This is a genomic window from Parvibaculum sp., assembly GCF_049651025.1.
In the GTDB taxonomy this organism is placed as follows: Bacteria; Pseudomonadota; Alphaproteobacteria; order Parvibaculales; family Parvibaculaceae; genus Parvibaculum.
Genome location: NZ_JBASBH010000054.1, coordinates 1 through 23506 on the forward strand (window position 1 = coordinate 1; position 23506 = coordinate 23506).

Below are 23506 nucleotides of genomic sequence, written 5' to 3' on the forward strand. Positions count from 1 at the left end.
CTCAGCGGCTTCGATTTCCTCGTCCTCGTCGCGATCGCGACGCGTGAGGTCTTCGCCGGAGGCCTGACGCGTGGCTTCTTCTTCCGAGCGCGCGACATTGACCGTCACCGTCGAAATGACTTCGGGGTGAAGGGCGACGCGCACCTTGTGAAGGCCAATCGTCTTGATCGGGTGCTCAAGGGCAACCTGATTACGGTTGACCGAGAAACCGCCCGTGGTGACGCCATCGGCGATATCGCGGGTGGTGACCGAACCATAGAGCTGGCCCGTATCGCCAGCCTGACGCAACACGACGATCACGAGATCGTTGAGCTTGACCTGAACCTTTTCGGCTTCGCTGCGAAGCTCGAGGTTACGGGCTTCGAGCTGCGCGCGCTGCGCTTCGAAGCGAACCAGGTTTTCCTTCGTCGCACGCAGCGCTTTCTTGCGCGGCAGCAGGAAATTACGGGCGAACCCGTCCTTCACCTGTACGACTTCACCCATTTGGCCGAGTTTCTCGACCCGTTCCAGAAGTACGACTTGCATGAGTCTCTTTCCTTTTTCCGGGCTCAGCCGATGACGTAGGGCAGGAGCGCGAGAAAGCGCGCGCGCTTGATGGCGCGGGCAAGTTCACGCTGCTTTTTGGCGCTGACCGCAGTGATGCGGCTCGGCACGATCTTGCCGCGCTCGGAGATGTAGCGCTGCAGGAGCTTGATGTCCTTGTGATCGATCTTCGGAGCGTTCGCACCGGAGAAGGGGCACGTCTTGCGGCGGCGGAAGAAGGGCCGGCGCGCGGGAGAAGCTGTGGTGTTCATTATGCGTTGTCTCCTGCAGAAGCGTCGTCACCACGCGGGAACCGCGGACGATCTCCACGGTCACGATCGAAGCCGCCGCTGCGCGGGCGATCGCCACGGTCAAAGCGGTCGCCGCCGCGTCCACCGCCGCGCTCTTCGCGTCCGCCGCCACGATTCTGAAGCATGGCCGACTGGCCTTCTTCATGCTCTTCGACGCGGATGGTGAGGAAGCGCAGAACGTCTTCGTTCAGGCTCATCTGGCGCTCCATCTCGGCAACCGCCGCATGCGGCGCGTCGATGTTCATGAGTGCGTAATGACCCTTGCGGTTCTTCTTCACTTTGAACGAGAGGTTACGAAGACCCCAATATTCGTTCTTTGCGACGGAGCCGCCATTGTCCTTGATGATCGTCGTAAGCTGCTCGATGAGCGCCTCGACCTGTTGCTGCGACACGTCCTGTCGCGCAATGAGAATATGCTCGTATAGAGCCATTGAGCCTTTTCCTTTTATGTCCAGCCCTGGCGCAAAGCCCCCTTTGAGCCCCGAAAAAGGCTCGAAAGGACTACCAAAGAAGCGGAGACACCGGAACCCGGGCTTCTAGCCCTGTCGAACCCGAAAAGGCGCGACGTTCCGTTCAGCCTCCAACCAAGGCCTTCAGAAGTGGCGCAATATAAGGAAATGGACCCAATAAGCAATAGCGGAAGCGGTGGTAACTGGGCCCGAAACGCCAAATGCCCGCCAACTTGACTCAGCTTTATCAGACTGTATTTGTTGGGCAACTTCCGGACCACGAAGAGTCTGGAGAATAACGTCAGGGAGCGTCGATGAGCAGGGCTTTTACCTTTCCGGGGCAGGGATCGCAGGCGGTCGGCATGGGCCGCGAGCTGGCCGAGGCTTTCGCCTCCGCGCGCGAGGTCTTTGAAGAGGTAAACGAGGCCTTGGGCCAGGACCTCTCCAAACTGATGTGGGAAGGCCCTCAGGAAGACCTGACCCTGACGGAAAACGCCCAGCCCGCCATCATGGCCGTTAGCCTCGCGGTTGTGCGCACCTTGGAAAGGGAAGGCGGCTTCAGCCTTGCCGACAAGGCGGCCTTCGTTGCCGGTCATTCGCTCGGTGAATATTCGGCGCTCGCCGCCGCAGGCTCGCTGACGATTGCGGATACGGCTCGCCTCCTGAAGCGGCGTGGCCTTGCCATGCAGCGCGCTGTGCCGGTCGGTCAGGGCGCGATGGCGGCACTTCTGGGCCTCGAATTCGAGGCGGCGGCCGAAGTGGCGAAGGAAGCCGCGCAGGGCGACGTCTGCACGGCGGCCAATGACAATGGCGGCGGTCAGGTCGTGATCTCAGGCACCAAGGCAGCGGTTGAGCGCGCCATTGAAATCGCCAAGACGAAGGGCGCAAAGCGCAGCATGTTGTTGCCTGTCAGTGCGCCTTTCCATTGCTCGCTGATGAAGCCCGCCGCCGAAGAAATGGCGGAAGCGCTTTCGCAGGTCGATCTGAAAACACCCGCCATTCCGCTTGTGGCAAACGTCACCGCCTCGCGCGTTGCCGATCCCGCGACCATTCGCGAACTTCTTGTCGAGCAGGTCACCGGCATGGTGCGCTGGCGCGAAAGCGTTCTCTATATGGAAGCGCAGGGCGTTACGAGCTTCGTCGAAGTCGGCGCGGGCAAGGCGTTGACCGGCATGGTGAAGCGCATCGCCAAGGAAGCCGAAACCCTTTCCATCGGCACTGCCGCCGACGTCGAAGCCTTTATCAAGACGCTTTAAGGAGCCCTCATGTTCGACCTCACAGGAAAATCGGCGCTGGTCACCGGCGCTTCAGGCGGCATCGGCTCCGACATCGCCCGGGCGCTTCATGCGCAGGGCGCGACTGTTGCTCTGTCGGGCACGCGCAAGGAAGCGCTCGATGCGCTGGCCGCCGAACTGGGCGCCCGCACCCATGTGCTGCCCTGCAATCTCTCCGACGGCGCCGCCGTCGACGCGCTGCCCAAGCAGGCTGAAGAGGCGATGGGCGGGCTCGACATTCTCGTCAACAATGCGGGCCTCACCCGCGACAATCTCTTCATGCGGATGAAGGATGACGAATGGGATGAAGTCATCCGCGTCAACCTCACGGCAGGCTTCCGCCTTTCGCGCGCGAGCTTGCGCGGCATGATGAAACGCCGCTGGGGCCGCATCATTGGAATCACTTCGGTCGTCGGCGTCATGGGTAATCCGGGGCAGGGCAATTATGCCGCGTCCAAGGCCGGCATGATCGGCATGACGAAGTCGCTGGCGCAGGAAGTCGCGAGCCGCAATATCACGGCAAATTGCGTCGCGCCCGGCTTCATTCGCAGTGCGATGACGGACGCGCTGACGGACGATCAGAAGGGCCGCATCATGGGCACGATTCCGGCAGGGCGACTCGGCGAAGCGAGCGAAATTGCCGCCGCCGTTGTCTTTCTTTCGAGCGAAGAAGCCGCTTATGTGACCGGTCAGACGATCCACGTAAATGGCGGCATGGCGATGATCTGAGCCTCACAGGTTCTGTTCTGTCGAGAAATTGCTATTGGATTCAGTCGTGTAGTCGCGTATTTCGATGCTTTGCATCTGCTGGCAGGGGATGCAAAACTGTGTTAACTAGGCCCTCGATTTGGCTTGCGGTCCTGACTTGAAATGGGCCAGAAGAAGGGCAGTCTTTCCGCCGAATTCGATCACGTTGTTTCTTCGACGCCGAAGGCATGGGGAAAGAACGTGATGCCGGTCACAAACCAAGGATCTGAGGACTTAAAATGAGTGATATCGGAGAACGCCTGAAGAAGATCGTGGTCGAGCACCTCGGCGTCGATGCCGACAAGGTGACTGAAAATGCGAGCTTCATCGATGATCTCGGTGCGGACAGCCTCGACAACGTCGAACTCGTCATGGCGTTCGAGGAAGAATTCGGCGTGGAAATCCCTGATGACGCAGCCGAGAAAATTCTGACTGTCAAAGACGCAATCGAGTTCGTCAAAGCGAACGCGAAGGCCTGATTTCGGCTGGCGGGGCGCGGATGATCTGCGCCCCGCGGCGGAACACGAGGCTCGTGGCGTCGGCTCGGGGCTCTGTTTCCGCCTGAACGACTCTCAAGAGTATCTGGGTGAGGTTGGAGCTAAATGAGACGGGTAGTCGTCACTGGACTTGGCATGGTCTCGCCGCTCGGCGGCAACGTTGAAACGACGTGGTCGCGGATTCTCAAAGGCGAATCCGGCGCGCGCACGATCGAAAAATTCGACGTCTCGGATCTCCCCGCAAAAATCGCTTGCCCTGTGCCGCGCGAAGGCGAGGGCGCATTCATCCAGGACGACTGGATGGACCCCAAGGAATCCAAGCGCGTCGACGATTTCATCGTCTTTGCGATGGCTGCTGCAACACAGGCGCTCAACGACGCCGGTTGGCACCCTTCCACCGAAGAAGAAAAGTGCCGCTCCGGCACCATGATCGGCTCCGGCATCGGCGGCCTTGAAGGCATCGCCGAAACCGCGCTGATCCTTCATGAAAAAGGCCCGCGTCGCGTCAGCCCGTTCTTCATTACTGGTCGCCTCATCAATCTCGCATCGGGCTATGTCTCGATCCGCCACGGGCTCAAGGGCCCGAACCATTCGGTCGTGACGGCCTGCTCGACAGGCGCTCACGCCATCGGCGACGCAGCGCGCTTGATCGCGCTCGACGACGCGGATGTCATGGTCGCGGGCGGCGCTGAATCGGCCATCTGCCGCATCGGCATTGCAGGCTTTGCCGCTTGCCGCGCGCTTTCCACCTCCTATAACGACACGCCCGAGCGCGCCTCGCGTCCTTACGACAAGGATCGCGACGGTTTCGTCATGGGCGAAGGCGCAGGCGTCGTCGTGCTTGAAGAATACGAGCACGCCAAGGCGCGCGGCGCGAAGATCTATGGCGAGATCGTGGGCTATGGCCTCTCGGGCGACGCCTATCACATCACCGCGCCCGCCGAAGATGGCGATGGCGGTTTCCGCTCGATGCAGGCTGCGCTGAAGCGTGCAGGCATCTCCCCGTCGGATATCGATTACGTGAACGCCCACGGCACCTCGACCATGGCTGACACGATCGAGCTTGGCGCCGTGTCGCGCCTGCTTGGCAATGCGGTCGGCACTGTCTCGATGTCCTCGACCAAATCCTCCATCGGCCATCTTCTCGGCGCGGCGGGCGCGGTCGAAGCAATTTTCTGCCTGCTCGCCATGCGCGACAGCATGCTTCCGCCGACGCTCAACCTCGACAATCCGTCGGTCGAAACGGAGATGGACCTGGTGCCGCTCAAGGCGCGCGCCAAAGAGGTCAATTACGCCCTGTCGAACTCCTTCGGTTTCGGCGGCACCAATGCGTCGCTGGTGATGAAGAAGGTCAACTGATTGAGCGACGAGGGCGAAACGCCGGGGTCACAGCCTGCGCAAGCGCCCAAGCGGCGGCGGTTTCTCCGCGCCCTGCTTTTCATATCAGTTGTTTTGCCGAGCCTCGTGGCGCTTGTCGCGGGGGGCGTGTTTCTCTATGGCAAGTCGCGTTACGAGGCCAGAGGGTCGCTGGCTGAACCGACAATCGTCTGGTTGCAGCCCGGTATCGGCCTCACCGCCATCACTGACCGGCTGCACGCCGCCGGCGCCATCGATGACCCGCTGATTTTCCGCACGGCCGTTCGCCTCACCGGCGCGGCCGGATCGCTCAAAGCCGGCGAATATGAAATTGCGGCTTATGCGAGCATGGCCGATATTGTTCGTGTGCTGAGAGAGGGAAAGTCGATCGTCCACCGGATCACGATCCCTGAGGGCCTGACGAGCCAGCAAGCCATGGAGATCGTCAAGGCAGATCCTGTGCTGACCGGCGACATGCCGTTACTGCCTCCCGAAGGTGCATTGCTGCCCGAGACCTACAATTTCCTCAGGGGCACGACGCGGGTCGGTATTGTCTCGCGCATGCAGAAATCCGCGACAGCATTGATGACCGAACTCTGGCCCAAGCGTGCTGCGGGCCTGCCTTTCTCCACGCCGAACGAAGCGCTGATCCTCGCCTCCATTGTCGAAAAGGAGACGGGGCTTGCCGCAGAACGACCGAGGGTTGCCGCCGTCTTCGTCAATCGGCTGCGCCTGCCGATGCGACTTCAGTCCGACCCGACAATCGTTTATGGCATCACGCGTGGAGCAGGGCCGCTTGGGCGGCCTATTCGCCGCAGCGAGATCTATCGCCCGACGCCGTACAACACCTACCAGATCGATGGTTTGCCCCCGACGCCGATTTGCAATCCGGGCCGCGCCTCGATCGAAGCGGTGCTGAACCCGCCCGCGACCGACGATCTCTATTTCGTCGCCGATGGAACGGGCGGCCACGCCTTTGCGCCGTCTCTGGCGGGGCATCAGCGCAATGTCGGCAACTGGCGCAAGATCGAGCGCCAGCAAGTTAAACAGCCGGAAAAGCCCGCCGAAACGGCACCCGCAAAGACCTCGCCCGCAAAAGCGCCAGCAACACCCATCGCAGCACCGAAAAGGCCCGGGGGCGGCTAGTCCCGTCGCCTTGCTATACTGCCCATCAGCTCCATTGTGATTCTCGGAAGGTTCCGCCGATGCCGCTTACCAGCATGACAGGCTTTGCCCGCGCAGATGGCGACAATGCCGTCGCGCGCTGGCACTGGGAGCTCAGAAGCGTCAACGGCAAGGGGCTAGACGTCCGTTTCCGCTTGCCCTCCGGTTTTGAGACCATCGAGGCGCGTCTGCGCGAGGAAATGGCGCGGCACTTGAAGCGCGGCAATGTACAGGCGTCCCTGTCGCTCGACCGCGTGAAGGCCGCAGCACCCTTGCGCGTCAACGAGGATGCGCTTGCCGTCGTCGTCGCGGCGATGAAGAGCCTTGGCGAGCGTATCGAGCTGATGCCGCCGCGCCCGGAAGGTATCCTCGCACTTCGCGGCGTGCTCGAATCCGTCGAAACCGAAGAGGTCGAGGAAGACCGCGCGGGCTTTGAGCAAGAACTGATCGCTTCGTTCGGCGAGGCGGCTGCGTCGCTCGCTCGCGCTCGTAGCGAAGAGGGCGCGAAGCTCGAAACGATCCTGACCGAGCAGGTAAACACGATCGAACGGCTGACCGCTCAGGCAGCGGCGTCGCCGTCTGCAGGCGTCGATGCAATGCGCGCACGCTTGAAGGCACAGATCGCCGAATTGCTCGGCGCATCGCCCGCTCTCTCCGAAGAGCGTCTTGCGCAAGAGGCGGCGCTGTTGGCGACGAAGGCCGATGTGCGCGAAGAGATCGACCGCCTGAGTGCGCATGTCGCCCAGGCGCGTGAGCTTTTCGCAGGGAGCGAGCCTGCGGGCCGCAGGCTGGATTTTTTGACCCAGGAATTCAACCGCGAGGCGAACACGCTTTGCTCCAAGGCGGCGGACGTCAGCCTGACCCGTATCGGCCTTGAACTGAAAGCCGTGATCGATCAATTGCGTGAGCAAATTCAAAATGTCGAATGACAAGCACGTGGGTCGTCGGGGCCTCATGCTGGTACTTTCCTCGCCCTCGGGCGCGGGCAAGACAACGCTGTCGCGGGCGCTGCTCGAGAGCGACAGCGAGATAACCATGTCCGTATCGGCAACCACCCGTGCCCCGCGCCCCGGCGAGACGCATGGCAAGGACTATTATTTTCTGAGCACTGAAGATTTTGGCATTATGCGCAACAAGGGCGAGTTCCTCGAACACGCCAAGGTCTTCGGCAACTATTACGGCACGCCCTCAAAACCGGTGATGGACGCGCTCGCAAATGGCCACGACGTTCTCTTCGATATCGACTGGCAAGGCACGCAGCAGCTCGAAGAAGCGCGCCACGAGGATATCGTCAAGGTCTTCATCCTGCCGCCCTCGGCGCAGGATCTCGAAAAGCGCCTCAATCGCCGCGCACAAGACCCCGCCGATGTCGTCGCCGCCCGCATGGCGAAAGCGTCGGACGAGATCAGCCACTATCAGGAATACGACTACATCATCATCAACGAGAATATTGAGAAAAGCCTGGGCGAGCTTCGTGCAATCCTCGTGGCCGAGCGCCTCAAGCGACACCGGCTGACGGGGCTTTCCAATTTCGTGAAGCAGATGCGAGAGACGTTGTAGGCGCTACATGCAGCCCATGACGGGGATAAGATCGTCCGCCTTTTTCCGCTGCTCCTCCGTCAGCACCTTATAAAGCGCCTCGGTCGCGGGCTTCAGAGCCTCGAGCGCCGCAATCCTCGACTTCATGGCCTGGATATGGAAATCGAGGAACTTCATTGCGGAGCGTTCATCCTTGCGGAACGCCTCGGCCATCTGTTTGTGCATGCTGGCCATGATCTGAGAATTGCTTCGTAGGGCATCCGCATATTCAGTCCATGCCGCTTTCTGCGCAGCCGTTATCTTGAGTTCCGCCTCCAGAAAGGCGATGCGGCCGTCGACATAGCTGTTGGAGCCGCCACCCATCATGCCGCAGCCGCCCATGGGGCCGCCGTCATAGCCTTGCCTCATCATCCCGGGGCCATAGCCCTGGCCGCGGCCCATCATGCCGTTTCCCCAGCCTTGGCCCATCATTCCCGACCAGAAGCCGGGCTGTGGGCTTTTAGGTTCTTCAGCAGCGACAGCGGTGACGCAAAATAATGCCAGCAGGCCGATAAGGGCTGATGCGCGGATATTCATGCTCTTCTCCTCAAATATGAGAAAAGCCATCTTTTACCGTCATCGGGTGACGGTCATTGATATGGATCAAGAGCGGGCGGGGGACTTGAAAACTCGGGCGCTGTCGATTGCGGTGCGAAACAGGCCGGGACGCTCCATGCCGAATTTGAGGTTCAGCATGGAGCGGAGTTTTCAGCGCGCATTGAAGGAGATCAAGCGCAGTAGAGTTTTCAGGGCTTCAGAACGACGCGGCCCATGACGCCGCCCTTGCGCAGATCGTCGAGCGACTTCGACGCTGCTTCAAGCGGACGCTCTTCGACCGGGATCGGGTCGATCTTGCCTGCCTTCACCAGTTCCATCATTTCGAGCGTTTCGCCGAGCGAACCCACGTAGGAGCCGCCGATGGAAATCGCACGCATCGGGAAGAGCGGGATCGGCATTGCAAAGCCGCCGCCGAAGAGGCCAACCACGACGACCTGACCGCCCTTGCGCACCGAGCCGAGTGCGAATTGCAGCGAGGCTTCCGAGCCGACGAAATCGACCGCCGCCGGAACGCCGCCATTCGTGTCGGCGAGAAGCTTCTTCAGCGCTTCCGGATCTTTCGGATTGTAGACCTCGTGCGCGCCTGCGCCCTTGGCCGACTGCAGCTTGTTCTCGTCCACATCGGCGCCGAGAGGGGCCTGCTTGAACATCGCTTTGGCGAACTGAAGGCCCATCATGCCGACGCCGCCGAGGCCGACGACGAGCACGCGCTCTTCATCGCTGACATCGAGCTTCTTCATCGCGCCATAGGCGGTGAGGCCGGAGCACATATAGGTCGCAGCGAGACCTTTGGGCACGCCGGTATAATCAATGAGGTAGCGTGGATGCGGCACGATCACATGGGTCGCATAGCCACCGGCAACCTGAATGCCGAGATTGCGCGGCTTGTTGCAAAGCTGTTCTTCGCCGCGCTTGCAGGTCGGGCATTCGCCGCAACCGATCCACGGAAAGGCCACGCGCAGATCACCGACCTTGACGTCTTTGGCGTCGGGGCCGACGGCGATGACTTCGCCCTCGATTTCATGGCCGAGCGTGAAGGGCAGTTTGCGACCGGCGCGAACGTCGAGCTTGTTGCCGCCGCCCATGTCGAAATGACCGTCATGGATATGCACGTCCGAGTGGCAGACGCCGCAATGCGTGACCTTGAGCAGAACCTCGGTGCCTTGCGGCGCTGGTGTCTCGCTCTCGATGCTCTGCAACGGCTGGCCGTAATCTGTAATGGCCTGGGACTTCATTGGGAAACCTCCTCGTATATGAACTACACGGTCTTCACGCCGCCGGATTTGCGGACAATGTCGCACAGGCCGACTGGACGGCCAATGTAAAAGGCTCGGGCGGAGAGGCTCTAAAGGGCGCTCAGGTGTCGCACTTGAAGGCCCGGGCGATTGCGCAGAATTCCTGCACGGTCAGTTCCTCGGCCCGCCTTGTGCCGTCGATCCCCGCTGTCTCGAGAAGGGGGGCAGGGTCGACACCCAGAGATTTGAGGCTCGACCGCAGCATCTTGCGGCGCTGCCCGAATGCGGCTGCGACAACGACTTCGAGCGCGCGCGGATCGGCAGGCGCGAGCGGTTCGGCCATCGGAATCAGTTCAACGACGGTCGAGGTGATGGAGGGCGGCGGCGTGAACGCGCGCCGGTCGATATCGAACAGCATGCGTGCCCGACACCGCCACTGCGCGGCGACGGCAAGCCGTCCATATGCTTTCCCACCGGGCACGGCGACGATGCGCTCGGCGACTTCCTTCTGGAACATCAGCGTCAAGCTGGAATACCAGGGCGGCCATCTGTCATTTTGCAACCAGCCGATCAGCAGCGGCGTCGCGATATTGTAGGGCAGGTTGGCGACGATGCGCGCCGGACCGCTTACCAATGCGCCCATATCTGTTTCGAGCGCGTCGCCCTCAATGATCGTCAGCCGCCCCGGATAGGCAGCGGATATTTCTTCCAGTGCGGGCAGGCAGCGTTTGTCACGCTCGATGACGGTTACATGCTTTGCACCTTCCATCAGCAGAGCGCGCGTCAGCCCGCCGGGGCCGGGTCCAACCTCGACGATCTCATGATCGACAAGCGATCCGGCTGCTCGCGCGATGCGGCCTGTCAGATTGAGGTCGAGCAGAAAGTTCTGCCCAAGCGCCTTTTGCGCAGCGAGCCCATGACGTGCGATCACATCGCGTAGCGGAGGAAGTCCATCTGTCATGCTTGTGCGCGGTTCGCCGCAATTTCATGTGCGAGGCGAAGCGCCTCGATGAGGCTGAAGGGATTGGCGAGGCCGCGTCCGGCAATGTCGAGCGCCGTCCCGTGATCGGGCGATGTGCGCACGATGGGCAGGCCAAGCGTCGTGTTGACGCCACGCTCGAAGTCGATGGTCTTTATCGGGATCAATGCCTGATCGTGATACATGCACAGCGCCGCGTCATAGCGTGCCCGCGCGCCCGCATGGAACATGGTGTCGGGCGGCAAGGGGCCTGAAACTTCGACGCCTTCACGCCGGATCGCCTCGATGGCCGGAACGATGATCTCGATTTCTTCGCGACCGATATGACCTTCCTCGCCCGCATGCGGGTTGAGCCCGGCGACGGCCATGCGCGGCTTGGAAATCCCCAGATCGCGCTTGAGCGCGCGGGCAAGGATGATGCCTTTCTCGACGATCATGGCGGTGGTGAGCGATGTGGCAACCGACTTCAGCGGCTCGTGAACCGTGACGGGGACAACACGCAGGCCGGGGCAGGAAAGCATCATCACAGGTGTCGCGCCGCCCGTGCGCTCGGCCAGATATTCGGTATGCCCGGGGACTCGGAGACCCGCTTCGTAAAGCGCACGCTTGTGAATGGGATTGGTCACAAGGCCCGACGCCGCGCCCAACAGCGCAAGATCGCAGGCAATGTCGATGGAATGCATGACCGCGCGTGCATTGGCCGGAGAGAGCGCGCCGGGCTTCACGGGCGCTCCAAGCTCGATCGCCAATATGGGCAGGGCCGTCGCGAAAACGCCTGCGGCCTCCGACGCGTCGGAGATGACACGTATGGGGATATCAAGCCCCAGAGCGGCGGCCAGTGTTTGATAGAGGTCAGGGGCGCCGACGACAAAGAAGGCAGGCACAGTCTCGCGCTCGCGTGCCATCCACGTCTTCAGCGTGATTTCCGGCCCGACGCCTGCCGGCTCACCCATGGTAAGCGCCAGCGGCGGCGGGCTTCTTTTCAGGCTTGTCATGGCGTCCACCTGGATGCCGGCTTGTTTCGGCTCCGCCTCAACGCATCTCGACGACGGCGTCGCGCCGCAAGTCGCGCAGATACCGCCGCGCCATCATCGACAATTGCTGCGCATAGAGATTGTCCTCGATGGCCTCGCGCGTCGGCATTTCCGCATTGACGGCCTTGTGGCCGCAAATGGCGACCATTTCCATGCCTTGATTGCTGCGAATCGGCGGTGTCACGCCACCCGGCTTGCTCTTGGACAGGGCCTCCTGCAGGCGCTGATCGAGCTTGCCGAACGTCACGGTTCGCGGTGCCTGTGCGACGCCGCCGACATAGGCTTTAACCTGAGTGTTCAGATCGTCGCAGGATTTGAATTCCTGAGCGAATTTCATGGCCTCGGCCGCGCGACGTTCGACCAGGGCAGGCGGCGCGTCCGGCGAAAGGGGCAACAGGACATGCGCCAGCGTCCATTCATCCTGCATCGGATCGGCGCCGAGGCCTGACTGCTTGTTGCGCAACTGAACGATGTAGAGGCCGTTGAGCGTCTTGATCGGATCGGATGTCGCGCCGATACCCATTTGCTCGACGACGGGCGCAACATCGCGCGGCAGCTGGCTCAAATGCACCCAGCCGATATCGCCGCCATTGGCGGCGCTTGGCGACTGGCTGAACTGCTGCGCAACGGCAGGGAAGGGTGCGCCCTGGCGGATCTGGTCGGCGAGGCGATGCGCGCCACCGAGAATTTCCTGCTCCTGAGCTGGTGTGTCGAAGGTCAGCAAAATTTCCGAAACGAGATAACGCGGCTGGTCGGCCTCGTCTTTCAGGCGCTTCAGGATCTCGTCGATTTCCTGTTCGCCAACCGTGACAAGCGGCCCGAACTGCTGACCAACGACCTTGTTCCAGGCGATATCCGCATAAATCTGGTTGACCAGCGAAGACTTCGAAACGTCGTTTTCCTTGAGGAAGGCGTCGATCTGTTCCATCGACATGCCCGCCCGCTTGGCGATGCCTTCAAGCTGCTTGTCGATTTCAGTCTGCTCGACTTTGATTTCAAGCCGCTTGGCTTCCTGCCTCTCCAAGGCTTCATCCACGAGGCCGCGCAAGACTTGTCCTTCTATGCGGCTGACGTTTTCAGGCGTATTCGGGATGCCCGAAGTCACCATGATGAGCTTTACGCGTTGCTCAAGGTCGTAGCGGGAAACGATCTGGTCGTTGACGACGGCCGCGATGCCCTGCGCGCTTTCCGTGGCCTCTTCCGCTTGGACCGTTCCAGCCGCGAAAACGGCGGACAGGCAAATGAAAGCAAGCCCGGCTCCGATCCGAATCGCGAAGCGCCGAAACAAATTTTCACTGGCAGGCGTGTACGAGCACGCGAGCTTTTCTGACTTCATGATGATACGCCGGACGCTCCCGTTAGGCCTGGACGCCCCCGGCCTGAGGCGCACAGAATACTGCAATCGAGGCTCTAATCAACCAAGGACGGGTGTCAAAAGGCCGCAAGTTTCAGGAACTTGGGCTCCCGAACCGCGATTTCCGGTTTCAGCTTACCGGCGCAGCGAGCCGCCATACATCCAGCCCGCCGGATCGCCGAACAGCGATGTGTCTGGATTGCCGAAGACCGACGAACCGGGGTTGATGACGCCGGCTGCAATGTTGGACGAAGAACTGTTCGCCCCAGCCCCGACCCCCGTTGTGCCGAGGTTCTTGAAGGTAATCTGGACGAGGAAAGTGTTGGTCTTCTGGATGTCCTGATAATTGATGTTCGACTGATACATGCCGATGGCAAGGCCGAAACAATCATCTTGATAGCCGACACCGATCTGATTGGAGACTGTGAACCTATTCGTCAGATCGCGCGTCGTGCTGCCGAACACGCGCCAATATTCGCTGAGCTTGAGAACCGAGCCGAGATTCACTTGTTCGCGCGACCCGGGGGCCGTCAGCAGCGACGGATCTTGCGCAAAATAGGCATAGCCGAGCTGCGTGGACAAAGGCCCGGTCTTCGCGATCACATCGAATTCATTGCGGCTGAACTTGAAATTCTTTTGATCGATGCGGAAGCGGTGAACCACGAACAAATTGTTGTTCGGTGCGACCTGTATGGCGCCGACATAGTCCGAACGCTGGTCGCGCAAGCCGGTTGCTGCTGAAAAGCTGTCATCTTCTTTCAGGCGATAGCTTTGACCGAGCAGAACGCTCGCCTGTGCGCCATCGGCACCATAGATCGAATAGCGAACACCGACGCTGGCGCGCGCGCCCGTTTCCCAACGATCGAGACCGGGGAAACGATTTTCGGAAAAGAGGTTGGTATCGTCAAATTCCATGCTGATCGAATCCTGATTGGGGATGCGATCATTGTTGCCGATAGAGGGCGCATAAATGACCTGGCCGATCGGCTCGATAACCTGCCTGAATGAACCGGCGGAGTTGACGAACGGGTAGCTGACTTCGACGCCGGCTGTCGGCAGGGCGCGCGTGATCGTTTCTGCGCCGTAGGTTGTACCCGGCATATTACTGTTTGGCGCTTTATCCGTCATGTAGACGTCGCCGCGCAGGCTGGCAAAGAAGCGATAGACCTGGCCGCCGCGCGATGTGAAGGGCTTTTCCCAGTCCAGCGTGCCTGAAAGACGTCGGGAATCGAGCCCCGCTGGCGTGCCGAGGAGCATGGCATTGCCGTTGAACGTCAGGCGGCCATCGCCGAGAAGATCGCCGAAGTCATGCTTGAAATCGACGATTGGTGCGACCCAGGGCGTGTTATCACGGTTGGTCGTCTGCAGAAGGTTGCGGAAGTAATAGGCATTGGCCGTCAGGCTGTTGCGACCGTCAAAATTGTTCAGATAGATGTTGTTGGTCAGGTCGGTAGTGTCCGACAAGCCATAGCGGCGCAGATAGGTATTGTCCGAAACGAGCTGCGCCTGAAAGCCCCAATCCCATTCGGGGTTGAGCTTGAATGCGCCGTCGCCGAACAGGCTGCCGCGGAAGCTGGCCTCACCCGGCGTTCCGAGTGTTTTCGTTCTGGGCCAGGTGCCCGTTCCATAGAACTGGTACTGACCCTGTTCAATGCGGTGCCGGAATTCGCCCTGATAGACGATGCCTTCCTGCGTCGTGAAGCGCGGCGCGATTGTCGCGTCCATATTGGGTTTGATGACCCAATAATAAGGCACCGTTACTTCCTGGCCGAGGTCCGTCGAGCTTGCAATCTCGGGCACCAGAAAGCCGGACTGCCGCTTCACTGTCGGATCGGGATGCGAGAAGAAAGGCAGATAGGCGACCGGAACGCCGAATATTTCCATGAAGGCATCTTCATAGATGATCCGTTTCGTCTCCGAATTATGGATGACGCGGAACGCCTTGATCTGCCAGAGCGGCGTGTCCTGGCCTTCTTTCTTGCATATTTTGCAAGGACTGTAGACGCCGCGATGCATTGTCGTGACGGTGCCGTTTGTACGTACTGCGTCATGGCCCGCGAGCCGCGATTTATCGGTCATCAGCACGGACAGCGTTTGAACGACACCATCCTTCATCTTGTTGCGCAAGACGACGTGATCGGCAAAGGCGACTTCGCCCGAGGTCTCGAGCAGCGATACATTACCGTCTGCGGTCACCACATCGGTCTTCTGATCGTAAGTGACCTTGTCGGCCATCAGAATGCGACCGTCATAGGCGATCTCGACATGTCCCGTCGCTGTCACGATCTGGCTGTCGCGATCATAGACGAGGTCGTCCGCCTGCATGAGGACTTCGCCGGATTCCGGATAGGTCTTCGACTTGTCATGTGTGCCGGGCGCGACGACACGCACAGGGGAGGTGGCGGCGATGGGGGCGGTCTGCGCGGCGGCTTGCGCCGGCGAGCCCGTGGCGAGGAGAACATGTGCGATAGCCGTCGCGGCAAGCGCTATCACGCGGCGGCCTGAGCCCATCCTCGATGCCTTCTTCAAAATATATCCCGCCTTTTCGTCTTATTCGCGTATGCCGCGAATCCACCCGCCTGCCTTGTGACGACTTCTAACCATCTTCAAGGTGGAACAGAACCGCAAGTCCCAAAAGCATTGCCACAATAGCTGGCGACCAGGCGGCAAGGAAGGGCGGCAGCACGCCGGACAAGCCCAGCGCCAATGACAAGTCGCTGAGGAAATAGAGCAAAAACCCCGCAAAAACGCCGCCAAGGACCAGTTGGACCAGTCCGCCCAAGCGCGAGGTGCGAAGCGAGAAGACGGCGCCAACCAGCACCATGGTGCAAAGCAGGAGCGGCGTTGCCAGCAGATCGTAGAAATGGAGCCTGTAGCGCTTGGCCGAAAATCCCGCCGCTTCCGCCATATCGATGAAGCGCGGCAGGTCCCAGAAGGAAATCGTATCCGGGTCCGCGAAGCTTTCCTGCACCTTGGTCAGCGTGAGCGTCGTCGGCTGACGATACTCGTCATAGCGCCGAGGTTGGTCGTTGAGGCGGCTGATCCAGACTTCGCGCAAATCCCAATAGCCGTCTTCCAGCGACGCTGTGCGCGCATCGATGCGCCCGGAGAAGGTGTCGCTCGTGTCGTAAAGGAAGATGGTCACGTCTTCGAGTTTCAAGCCGAGTTCGCTGACCCTGAGCGCGTGAACCACGGATTGCCCGTCGGTATCGGCTTGCCGCAACCACAACCCATTTGAAGATACGGCAAGCAGGCTCGTCTGCCCGCGCAGATATTTCGCTTCAAGTTGCCCATATTGCGCCGACATGGCCGAGGCCACCGGATTGTAGACGGCGACCATGACCGTCCCGACGATGAAGGTGACGGCAAGCGCCGGCAGCATGAACTGCCAGACCGAAACCCCGGCAGCGCGCGCAACGACGAGTTCATGATTGCGCGTGAAGCGAAGGAACGCCGCCATGCCGCCGAACAAGACGGCAAAGGGAAGCGTGTCGCTGCCGACAGTCGGCAGATTGAGAAGGGCCATCGAGGCGAGAACGCCGAACGACATGTTTCCCTGACCGGATGCCCGGCGCATCAACTCCACGAGGTCGATCATGTAGATGAGGCAAAGGAAAATGCTGAAGGTGACGAGCACCGTCATGAAGAACTGGCGCCCGAGATAGCGCGAAAGCGTCCATGAGAGATTGACTGTGTTCATCCCCGGGCCCTGCGGATAGTCGGTTTGATGCCCAGCCAGGACGCAACCTGCCGCCGCATGCGCTCGAACGTCATCCCTGAAACAAGAGCCGCGCAGACGCCGCAAATACTGAGAGGCAACAGATAGATGAGCGGGATCGCAGCCGGTTGTGTCGCCGCAAAGTTGATGAGGCCAAAGCCGATGACGCGAGCGATGACGGCTGCGGCCGCGCCAAGCGCGATGCGCATTGTGTAGCCGCGCCGGTTGAACGGTGCGGGCAACAGGCTGGCCAATGCGATCATCACGAACATGATCGGATAGAGCGCCGCCACGAGGCGATCATGGCCTTCTGCTCTGAGGCGGTGCTTGAACTGCTGACCGTAAAAATCATTACTCGCCGGATTGAACAATTCGCCGAGATAGCGCTCGCGAGCCTCATATTCCGTCACCTGATGTGCGGCACTGTATTGCGACAGGTCGTAGGTGTATTTGTCGAAATAGAGGAGCGAGACCGGGCTTTGGTTCTTCTGCGTCGTGCGCGAAACGCGTTCGATATTGCCATTATACATGACGAGGCGCGCGCCTTCAGGCGCGCGGACGAGTTCGCCGGTCTCCGCCATATAGGTCACGGGCTGCCCCGGGACGCGCTCATCATGAACGAGGATACCGCGAATGCCGCCTTCCGGCGTTCTGGAGCGGACATAGACGGTGAGGCCGGAGACAGGATTCGTGAACGCGCCTTCGCGGACCAACGATGTTGCGATGTCGCCGCGGATCTCGAAAAGCTTGGAGCGCAACTCGCGCATGCCTGCGGGCATCAAATAGACGTTGAGCACGATAACGACGATGACCGTGAGGGCGGTGAGCAGCATCACCGGAAATGCGATGGCCCATCGGCTGATGCCGGCCGAGAACATGACGATCAGTTCGCTATCCGAGATGAGCTTGTTGAGCGCATAGAGCAGGGCGCAAAACAGCGCGATCGGCAACACGGTGTTGACGGCGCTTGGCAGCGCCAAAAGGCTCATCTCGAAGAAGGTTCCGAGCGTCTGCCCTTGCGTGATGAGCACGTCGAGCATCTTCAGCGCCTGGGTCAGCCAGATGATGCCGGTCAATACGCCCGTCGCCATCAGAAACGGCCCGGCAGCTTGTCTAAAGATGTAGCGCGTCAGGACAATGAACATCCGGTCCGGCTTTCAGGGGTTCGGGGCAGGGCGAAGAGGCGCTGGCGCCCCGGTTTTCGGATCGAGATGGCTTTTCCTTTCAGGCGTTTCCGATAGGATAAGCCCTCCAGGTCGAGAATATGAATGGTTATCCCATTTTGACGAGCCGGAAAAGCCGGACGCCTTATCGGGCCCGAGCGGCCTGTGCCGATTCGTTTCCCGTTCAGGCATCTGAGAGAAGCACGAGAAGGGCCACTTATGAACATTTCTTTCGCTGATATATCGCTCGGCAAATCGGGTGCACTGGCACTTGTAGTCGCTGAAGGTACAACGCTTGCCGGGAGTGCCGCCGAGCTGGACCGCAAGACAGGTGGCGCCATCAAGCGAGCGATGAAGGCATCGAGCTTCTCGGGCAAGTCCGGCAGCGTCCTCGAATTGCTCGCGCCGCATGGCGTGGCAGCGAGCCGCATTCTCCTTCTCGGCGTCGGCAAGCTTGCCGACATATCCGCAAACACTCTTGAGACTGTGGGCGGCGAACTGGTCGGTCGGCTGGAGCGCGCCAAGGAAACAGCAGCCTCGATCATCGTCGACGGTATCCAGTCTGGGAAACTTTCCGCAGGCGATGCCGCCGCACGGGTGGCCTTTGGTGCGAAGCTGCGCTCCTATCGCTTCGACAAATACAAGACCAAGAAGAAAGACGAGACCACCGCGCTGAAGACGCTCTCCGTCGCGACGAAAGCGGCAACTGTTGCGCGCAAGAGCTATTCGACGCTTGAGAAGATCGCCGATGGCATGTTCCTCACGCGCGATCTCGTCAACGAGCCGCCGAATGTCCTTTTCCCCGCTGAGTTTGCAAAGCGCGCAAAGGCATTGACCAAGGTTGGCGTCAAGGTCGAGGTGCTGGGCGAAGCGCAGATGAAGAAGCTCGGCATGGGCTCGCTGCTCGGCGTCGGCCAGGGCAGCGTGCGCGAAAGCCAGCTCGTCGTCATGCGCTGGAACGGCGGCAAGGTGGGCGACAAGCCCGTTGCCTTCGTCGGCAAGGGCGTTTGCTTCGACACGGGTGGCATTTCATTGAAGCCGCCCGCAGGTATGGAAGACATGAAGGGCGACATGGGCGGCGCGGCTTGCGTCACCGGCCTGATGCATGCGCTTGCTGCACGCAAGGCAAAGGTCAATGCGGTCGGCGTTATCGGCGTTGTCGAGAACATGCCGGACGGCAATGCGCAGCGTCCGGGCGACATCGTGACCTCGATGTCCGGCCAGACCATTGAGATCATCAATACCGATGCCGAAGGCCGCCTCGTGCTGGCCGATGCGCTTCACTACACGGAGAAGCGCTTCCAGCCGAAATTCATCGTCGATCTTGCGACGCTGACGGGCGCGATCATGATTGCGCTCGGCAAGGAATATGCGGGCCTCTTCTCCAACGACGACAAATTGTCGAAGCAATTGTCTGATGCTGGCGAGGCCGAACATGAGAAGGTCTGGCGGATGCCGATGGGTCCGGCTTACGACAAGCAGATCAATTCGCAATTTGCCGACATGAAAAACACCGGCGGTCGCGATGGCGGCTCGATCACCGCGGCGCAGTTCCTTCAGCGTTTCGTGAAAGACACGAAATGGGCGCATCTCGACATAGCGGGGACTGCCATGGCATCGCCGCAGACGGCGATCAACCATTCCTGGGGTTCGGGTTGGGGTGTGCGCCTTCTGAACCGTCTGGTTGCGGACAATTACGAGGGATAAGCAGCGCTGAAATCGCAATATCCTTCGATACGTGGCTTCGCCGCTCCTCGGGATGAGGATTAGATATAAGACCCTCACCCTGAGGAGGGTGCGCAAGCGCCCGTCTCGAGGGGCGAGGCCACCGGAAGGACGAAGCCAGTGCTATGACCGAGGTTCTGTTTTACCATCTTCAGAACGCCCCGCTCGAGCAGGTGCTGCCGCAATTGCTCGAGCGCTCGCTCGCCCGCGATTGGCGTGTCGTCGTCAAGGTCGGTGATGCCGAGCGTATGGAAGCGCTCGTCAATTCGCTCTGGACCTATCGCGACGACAGCTTTCTCCCCCATGGCACGCGGGATGACGGCCCCGCCGAAGCCCACCCAATATTTCTGACGGTGGTGGACGAAAACCCCAATGCCGCGCAGGTCGTCTTCCTCGTTGACGGTGCCGAGCCGGGCGACCTCGCTGGTTATGAACGCTGTGTGCTGATGTTTGACGGCCGCAACGAGCAGGCGCTCGGGCGCGCGCGCGAACATTGGAAGGCGCTGAAAGGCGCCGGGCACGATGCCACCTATTGGCAGCAAAGCGACGAGGGACGCTGGGAAAAGAAGGCGTAAATCCCCTCTGAACGCAAATCACAGAGTCGGTATAAGATTTCGTTGATTGAGTTTCGGCTGGGGCGCGTTCATATCGCGCCATCATCGGATCAAACAAGGGAATGAGCTTATGGCGACCTGGAAACGCATCACACTGATTGTGCTGGCGGCAATCGTCATCATTGGTGGCGGCGCTTACTATTGGCTCATCGTCGAAAGTCATGTGCCTTCGGACGCTGCTTTCTCCATCGACATGAACGAGGTTCGCCGACTGGCGGACGAAAAGCCCGGCGACAAGACGCTGGCTATCCACGTCGAGAGGGTTGCGGCTTTCAGCTTCCCGGCCACGGCCATCGTCGCGGGCGACGGATGGTCGATGCGTGACGTTCCGGTCTTTTCTTATGAGCTTGTTTTTCCCGATGGCTCGACTGCTATCATCGACACGGCACTCGACGACAAGCTGGGCGGAAGCGATCTCGCTTCATTCGACAAAGAAGCATATGCGCGCATGGAACATGCGCTCGGCAAGGCCAAACTCATCGTCGTTACGCATGAGCATATGGACCATATCGGGGGCCTTACCGAATATCCCGATGTTGCGAAAATTCTTCCGTCAACGGAGCTGACGCAGGAGCAGGTCGATCACCCCGAACGCTCGCTGCCGGCGGCCCTCGCCAAGGGCATGCTCGATGGCTACAAGCCGCTCGCCTACGACAAATATGTCGCCGTAGCGCCGGGCATTGTGCTCATTAAATCGCCGGGCCATTCGCCGGGCAGCCAGATGGTCTATGTGAAGAAGGTCGATGGCTCCGAGGTCCTCTTCATCGGCGACGTGGCATGGCAGTTCCGCAACATCGAAACCCAGCGCGAACGCGCCCGCCTCGTGACGCAATTCATGCTGAAGGAAGACCGCCACGCCGTTTTCGGCCAGTTGAAGGAACTCGCGCGCCTGCACGAAGCCGAGCCGAAGCTTGCCATCGTACCGGGCCATGACGGCAAGGTCGTCGATGCGCTGGTCGAAAGCCACGTATTGCTGAAAGGCTTCGAGTGACTGCCACTCACTGTCGCCCTGGGTTCGATCCGGGGTCCATCTTCACGGCGATGCAGTACGGCAGATGGATGCCGGATCAAGTCCGGCATGACGATGAGGGAAAGCTGTCCCGTCTCTCATTGCCCTGCCCACACCCGTCACCCCGGGCTTGACCCGGGGTCCATCTTCACGACGGTGCCGTACGGTAGATGGATGCTGGATCAAGTCCGGCATGACGGGGCAAGTCTAGCTCGCCATCGCCTCGTCGTAAGCGGTGCTCGCTTCAAGCCATGACTCTTCGGCTTTGGCGAGCGCACGCAGCGCGTCGGCGCGAGCCTTGGCGACACGCGAGGCGTCGTCGGGCTTGCCCTGGAAGGCAGCGGCATCGCCGAGAAGCGCGTCAAGCTTTGCGACTTCGCCCTGCAGACGCTCGACTTCCTTTTCGGCAGCTTGCGCCTTCTTCTTCAGCGGGGCGAATTGTTCGCGCTTCTGGGCGGCAATGCGGCGCGCTTCCTTCTTGTCGTTTGAAGGGCGGGGTGCTGCAGGTTCTGCGCCTTCCTCGGCCATATCTTCAGCGGCGAGCGGGCGCACACGACGCGCCGGATCGAGCAGCCACTTGCGATAATCATCGAGGTCGCCGTCATAGGATTTGACGGTGCCGTCCGCGACGATCCAAAGCCGGTCGGCGCATGTCTCGACCAGATGTCGATCATGGCTGATCAGAATGAATGCGCCGTCATAGTCGTTGATCGCCATGACCAGCGCCTCGCGGCTATCGACGTCCAGATGGTTCGTCGGTTCGTCGAGGATGATCATGTGCGGCTTGTGGTAGGTGGCCACGGCAAAAAGCAGGCGCGCTTTTTCACCGCCGGAGAGTTTTTCCACCGGCGTATCCGCCTTGTCCGAACCAAAGCCGTATGAGCCCGCAACGGCGCGCACCTGCGCCTGCGTTCCTGTCGGCATCAACTCGCGGAAATGCTCATAAGGCGTATCGCCCATGCTCAATTCATCGAGCTGGTGCTGCGCGAAATAGGCGATGCGCAGCTTCTTGGAATCATACTTGTTGCCGCTCGTCACCTGCAGACGGTCGCAGAGCAGCTTGGCGAAAGTGGATTTGCCATTGCCGTTCGCGCCGAGAAGGGCGATGCGGTCGTCCTGGTCGATGCGCAGATCGAGATTGCTGAGCACCGGCTTGTCCGGTTCGTAGCCGACAGACGCATGTTCCAGCCGGATGATTGGCGAGGCCAGAGGCTTGTCCGGCGCGGGGAAGCGGAAGGGCATCACGCGCTCGTTCAATATGTCGGCAATAGGCTCCATCTTGGCGAGCGCCTTCATGCGGCTCTGTGCCTGACGGGCCTTGGACGCCTTCGCCTTGAAGCGCTCGACGAAGCTCTCCATGTGGCGGCGCGCATCTTCCTGCTTCTTCTTCATCGACATTTGCAGCAGCAGCTTTTCGCGGCGCGTGCGGTCGAAGCGGTCGTAGTTGCCGCTGTAGAAGGTGAGCTTCTTGTGCTCCAGATGCAGAATGCCTTCCGCCACATTGTTCAGCAGGTCGCGGTCATGGCTGACGATGAGGACGGTGAAGGGATAGCTCCGCAGGTAATCCTCAAGCCAGATCGTGCCTTCAAGGTCGAGATAGTTGGTCGGTTCGTCGAGCAGCAGGAGGTCCGGCTCTGAAAAGAGCACAGCCGCGAGCGCGACGCGCATGCGCCAACCGCCCGAAAAATCGGAGCAGGGGCGGGCTTGCGCTACTTCGTCAAAGCCCAGACCCGCGAGAATCGAGGCCGCCCGCGCAGGCGCGGCATGGGCGCCCATGTCGGACAGGCGTGTGTGGATTTCCGCAATCCGATGCGCATCCGTCGCATGCTCGGCCTCGGCCAGCAGGGAGGCGCGCTCCAGATCGGCGGCCAGCACCGTGTCGAGCAACGTGATCGGGCCGGCAGGGGCTTCCTGCCGAACCATGCCGACCCGCCAGTTTTTCGGGAAACTGGTGCCCCCCGTCTCTGTCTGATACTCGCCAGTGATTATCTTGAGCAGGGTGGACTTGCCGGTGCCATTGCGGCCGACAAAGCCCACCTTCTGCCCCGGCGGTATCGCGGCGGTGACATGGTCAAGGAGGAGGCGGCCCTCCATACGGAATGTGAGATCGTTAATGTGCAGCATGGGGCGGTTCCTAACACAGCCCGTTGCCGCCGTCATTAAGCCCGGCTATAACCCGGCCAAATCTCTAACCTTATTTTTTAGGAAGCTCCGAAATG

The 23506-nt window shown here is 60.6% G+C and carries 22 protein-coding genes; 10 read left to right on the forward strand and 12 right to left on the reverse strand.

Annotated elements, in window-relative coordinates:
• The 3 genes from rplI to rpsF form a co-directional block, all read right to left on the reverse strand.
• On the reverse strand, window positions 1-525 hold a 525-nt coding region (rplI, locus tag WA943_RS06715; protein ID WP_424469088.1), incomplete at its 3' end, for a 50S ribosomal protein L9.
• 23 nt (window positions 526-548) lie between these two features.
• Window positions 549-794 carry a 30S ribosomal protein S18 gene (gene rpsR / locus WA943_RS06720; RefSeq protein ID WP_424469089.1) on the reverse strand — a complete coding sequence of 82 codons (246 nt, stop codon included), beginning with the start codon at window positions 792-794 and terminating at the stop codon, window positions 549-551.
• Complete coding sequence (gene rpsF, locus WA943_RS06725; RefSeq protein WP_424469090.1) at window positions 794-1264, reverse strand: 30S ribosomal protein S6; 471 nt, start codon at window positions 1262-1264, stop codon at window positions 794-796. Before rpsF ends, rpsR begins: the two co-directional genes overlap by 1 nt.
• 332 nt (window positions 1265-1596) lie before the next feature.
• Here rpsF and fabD point away from each other — a divergent pair, with 332 nt between their 5' ends.
• The 7 genes from fabD to gmk all read left to right on the forward strand — a co-directional run bounded on the left by fabD (window position 1597) and on the right by gmk (window position 7880).
• On the forward strand, window positions 1597-2538 hold the full coding sequence (gene fabD / locus WA943_RS06730) for an ACP S-malonyltransferase (protein ID WP_424469091.1): 942 nt from the start codon (window positions 1597-1599) through the stop codon (window positions 2536-2538).
• Window positions 2539-2547: 9 nt separating this feature from the next.
• On the forward strand, window positions 2548-3285 hold the full coding sequence (gene fabG / locus WA943_RS06735) for a 3-oxoacyl-[acyl-carrier-protein] reductase (protein ID WP_424469092.1): 738 nt from the start codon (window positions 2548-2550) through the stop codon (window positions 3283-3285).
• A gap of 257 nt (window positions 3286-3542) precedes the next feature.
• Entirely contained in the window at window positions 3543-3782 is a 240-nt protein-coding gene (locus WA943_RS06740) for an acyl carrier protein (protein ID WP_293553457.1), read from the forward strand.
• Window positions 3783-3905: 123 nt separating this feature from the next.
• On the forward strand, window positions 3906-5159 hold the full coding sequence (gene fabF / locus WA943_RS06745; RefSeq protein ID WP_424469093.1) for a beta-ketoacyl-ACP synthase II: 1254 nt from the start codon (window positions 3906-3908) through the stop codon (window positions 5157-5159).
• On the forward strand, window positions 5160-6302 hold the full coding sequence (gene mltG, locus WA943_RS06750) for an endolytic transglycosylase MltG (RefSeq protein WP_424469094.1): 1143 nt from the start codon (window positions 5160-5162) through the stop codon (window positions 6300-6302).
• 59 nt (window positions 6303-6361) lie between these two features.
• Window positions 6362-7249 carry a YicC/YloC family endoribonuclease gene (locus WA943_RS06755; protein WP_424469095.1) on the forward strand — a complete coding sequence of 296 codons (888 nt, stop codon included), beginning with the start codon at window positions 6362-6364 and terminating at the stop codon, window positions 7247-7249.
• Complete coding sequence (gene gmk / locus WA943_RS06760) at window positions 7239-7880, forward strand: guanylate kinase (RefSeq protein ID WP_424469108.1); 642 nt, start codon at window positions 7239-7241, stop codon at window positions 7878-7880. Before WA943_RS06755 ends, gmk begins: the two co-directional genes overlap by 11 nt.
• Window positions 7881-7883: 3 nt before the next feature.
• On the opposite strand, the gene WA943_RS06765 is transcribed toward gmk, so the two are convergent.
• The 8 genes from WA943_RS06765 to lptF form a co-directional block, all read right to left on the reverse strand.
• Window positions 7884-8435 carry a Spy/CpxP family protein refolding chaperone gene (locus tag WA943_RS06765; protein ID WP_424469096.1) on the reverse strand — a complete coding sequence of 184 codons (552 nt, stop codon included), beginning with the start codon at window positions 8433-8435 and terminating at the stop codon, window positions 7884-7886.
• 209 nt (window positions 8436-8644) lie between these two features.
• Window positions 8645-9691: an alcohol dehydrogenase gene (locus tag WA943_RS06770; protein ID WP_424469097.1), complete on the reverse strand. Its 1047-nt coding sequence runs from the start codon at window positions 9689-9691 to the stop codon at window positions 8645-8647.
• Between the two features lie 121 nt (window positions 9692-9812).
• Complete coding sequence (rsmA, locus tag WA943_RS06775; protein WP_424469098.1) at window positions 9813-10652, reverse strand: 16S rRNA (adenine(1518)-N(6)/adenine(1519)-N(6))-dimethyltransferase RsmA; 840 nt, start codon at window positions 10650-10652, stop codon at window positions 9813-9815.
• Window positions 10649-11665 (reverse strand): 4-hydroxythreonine-4-phosphate dehydrogenase PdxA, encoded by a 1017-nt coding sequence (gene pdxA, locus WA943_RS06780; protein ID WP_424469099.1) that lies wholly within the window; start codon window positions 11663-11665, stop codon window positions 10649-10651. Before pdxA ends, rsmA begins: the two co-directional genes overlap by 4 nt.
• Before the next feature lie 37 nt (window positions 11666-11702).
• Window positions 11703-13040 carry a peptidylprolyl isomerase gene (locus WA943_RS06785; protein WP_424469100.1) on the reverse strand — a complete coding sequence of 446 codons (1338 nt, stop codon included), beginning with the start codon at window positions 13038-13040 and terminating at the stop codon, window positions 11703-11705.
• Between the two features lie 153 nt (window positions 13041-13193).
• The gene (locus WA943_RS06790) at window positions 13194-15587 is read right to left on the reverse strand and encodes an LPS-assembly protein LptD (protein ID WP_424469101.1); all 2394 of its coding nucleotides are present in this window, start codon (window positions 15585-15587) and stop codon (window positions 13194-13196) included.
• 67 nt (window positions 15588-15654) lie between these two features.
• Window positions 15655-16758 carry an LPS export ABC transporter permease LptG gene (gene lptG / locus WA943_RS06795; RefSeq protein ID WP_424469102.1) on the reverse strand — a complete coding sequence of 368 codons (1104 nt, stop codon included), beginning with the start codon at window positions 16756-16758 and terminating at the stop codon, window positions 15655-15657.
• Window positions 16755-17921 (reverse strand): LPS export ABC transporter permease LptF, encoded by a 1167-nt coding sequence (lptF, locus tag WA943_RS06800; protein ID WP_424469103.1) that lies wholly within the window; start codon window positions 17919-17921, stop codon window positions 16755-16757. Before lptF ends, lptG begins: the two co-directional genes overlap by 4 nt.
• A 237-nt stretch (window positions 17922-18158) precedes the next feature.
• Between lptF and WA943_RS06805 the strand changes: the two genes are divergently transcribed.
• The 3 genes from WA943_RS06805 (at window position 18159) to WA943_RS06815 (ending at window position 21269) form a co-directional block, all read left to right on the forward strand.
• Window positions 18159-19646: a leucyl aminopeptidase gene (locus tag WA943_RS06805; protein WP_424469104.1), complete on the forward strand. Its 1488-nt coding sequence runs from the start codon at window positions 18159-18161 to the stop codon at window positions 19644-19646.
• A 143-nt stretch (window positions 19647-19789) separates the two neighbouring features.
• Window positions 19790-20239, forward strand: coding sequence for a DNA polymerase III subunit chi (locus tag WA943_RS06810; RefSeq protein ID WP_424469105.1), 450 nt, complete (start codon window positions 19790-19792; stop codon window positions 20237-20239).
• A gap of 109 nt (window positions 20240-20348) precedes the next feature.
• On the forward strand, window positions 20349-21269 hold the full coding sequence (locus WA943_RS06815; RefSeq protein WP_424469106.1) for an MBL fold metallo-hydrolase: 921 nt from the start codon (window positions 20349-20351) through the stop codon (window positions 21267-21269).
• 225 nt (window positions 21270-21494) lie between these two features.
• On the opposite strand, the gene WA943_RS06820 is transcribed toward WA943_RS06815, so the two are convergent.
• Window positions 21495-23411, reverse strand: a complete 1917-nt coding sequence (locus WA943_RS06820; protein WP_424469107.1) for an ABC-F family ATP-binding cassette domain-containing protein — start codon at window positions 23409-23411, stop codon at window positions 21495-21497.
• Between the last annotated feature and the right edge of the window lie 95 nt (window positions 23412-23506).

What these genes read in the sequence shown, in the direction of transcription:
- WA943_RS06755 (WP_424469095.1), top strand. Translation starts at nt 6,362, where the DNA reads ATGCCGCTTACCAGCATGACAGGCTTTGCCCGCGCAGATGGCGACAAT.
- fabG (WP_424469092.1), top strand. Translation starts at nt 2,548, where the DNA reads ATGTTCGACCTCACAGGAAAATCGGCGCTGGTCACCGGCGCTTCAGGC.
- fabD (WP_424469091.1), top strand. Translation starts at nt 1,597, where the DNA reads ATGAGCAGGGCTTTTACCTTTCCGGGGCAGGGATCGCAGGCGGTCGGC.
- pdxA (WP_424469099.1), bottom strand. Translation starts at nt 11,665, where the DNA reads ATGACAAGCCTGAAAAGAAGCCCGCCGCCGCTGGCGCTTACCATGGGT.
- rsmA (WP_424469098.1), bottom strand. Translation starts at nt 10,652, where the DNA reads ATGACAGATGGACTTCCTCCGCTACGCGATGTGATCGCACGTCATGGG.
- WA943_RS06820 (WP_424469107.1), bottom strand. Translation starts at nt 23,411, where the DNA reads ATGCTGCACATTAACGATCTCACATTCCGTATGGAGGGCCGCCTCCTC.
- lptF (WP_424469103.1), bottom strand. Translation starts at nt 17,921, where the DNA reads ATGTTCATTGTCCTGACGCGCTACATCTTTAGACAAGCTGCCGGGCCG.
- WA943_RS06815 (WP_424469106.1), top strand. Translation starts at nt 20,349, where the DNA reads ATGGCGACCTGGAAACGCATCACACTGATTGTGCTGGCGGCAATCGTC.
- WA943_RS06765 (WP_424469096.1), bottom strand. Translation starts at nt 8,435, where the DNA reads ATGAATATCCGCGCATCAGCCCTTATCGGCCTGCTGGCATTATTTTGC.
- WA943_RS06785 (WP_424469100.1), bottom strand. Translation starts at nt 13,040, where the DNA reads ATGAAGTCAGAAAAGCTCGCGTGCTCGTACACGCCTGCCAGTGAAAAT.
- gmk (WP_424469108.1), top strand. Translation starts at nt 7,239, where the DNA reads ATGTCGAATGACAAGCACGTGGGTCGTCGGGGCCTCATGCTGGTACTT.
- WA943_RS06740 (WP_293553457.1), top strand. Translation starts at nt 3,543, where the DNA reads ATGAGTGATATCGGAGAACGCCTGAAGAAGATCGTGGTCGAGCACCTC.
- fabF (WP_424469093.1), top strand. Translation starts at nt 3,906, where the DNA reads ATGAGACGGGTAGTCGTCACTGGACTTGGCATGGTCTCGCCGCTCGGC.
- rpsF (WP_424469090.1), bottom strand. Translation starts at nt 1,264, where the DNA reads ATGGCTCTATACGAGCATATTCTCATTGCGCGACAGGACGTGTCGCAG.
- WA943_RS06810 (WP_424469105.1), top strand. Translation starts at nt 19,790, where the DNA reads ATGACCGAGGTTCTGTTTTACCATCTTCAGAACGCCCCGCTCGAGCAG.
- lptG (WP_424469102.1), bottom strand. Translation starts at nt 16,758, where the DNA reads ATGAACACAGTCAATCTCTCATGGACGCTTTCGCGCTATCTCGGGCGC.
- WA943_RS06770 (WP_424469097.1), bottom strand. Translation starts at nt 9,691, where the DNA reads ATGAAGTCCCAGGCCATTACAGATTACGGCCAGCCGTTGCAGAGCATC.
- WA943_RS06805 (WP_424469104.1), top strand. Translation starts at nt 18,159, where the DNA reads ATGAACATTTCTTTCGCTGATATATCGCTCGGCAAATCGGGTGCACTG.
- rpsR (WP_424469089.1), bottom strand. Translation starts at nt 794, where the DNA reads ATGAACACCACAGCTTCTCCCGCGCGCCGGCCCTTCTTCCGCCGCCGC.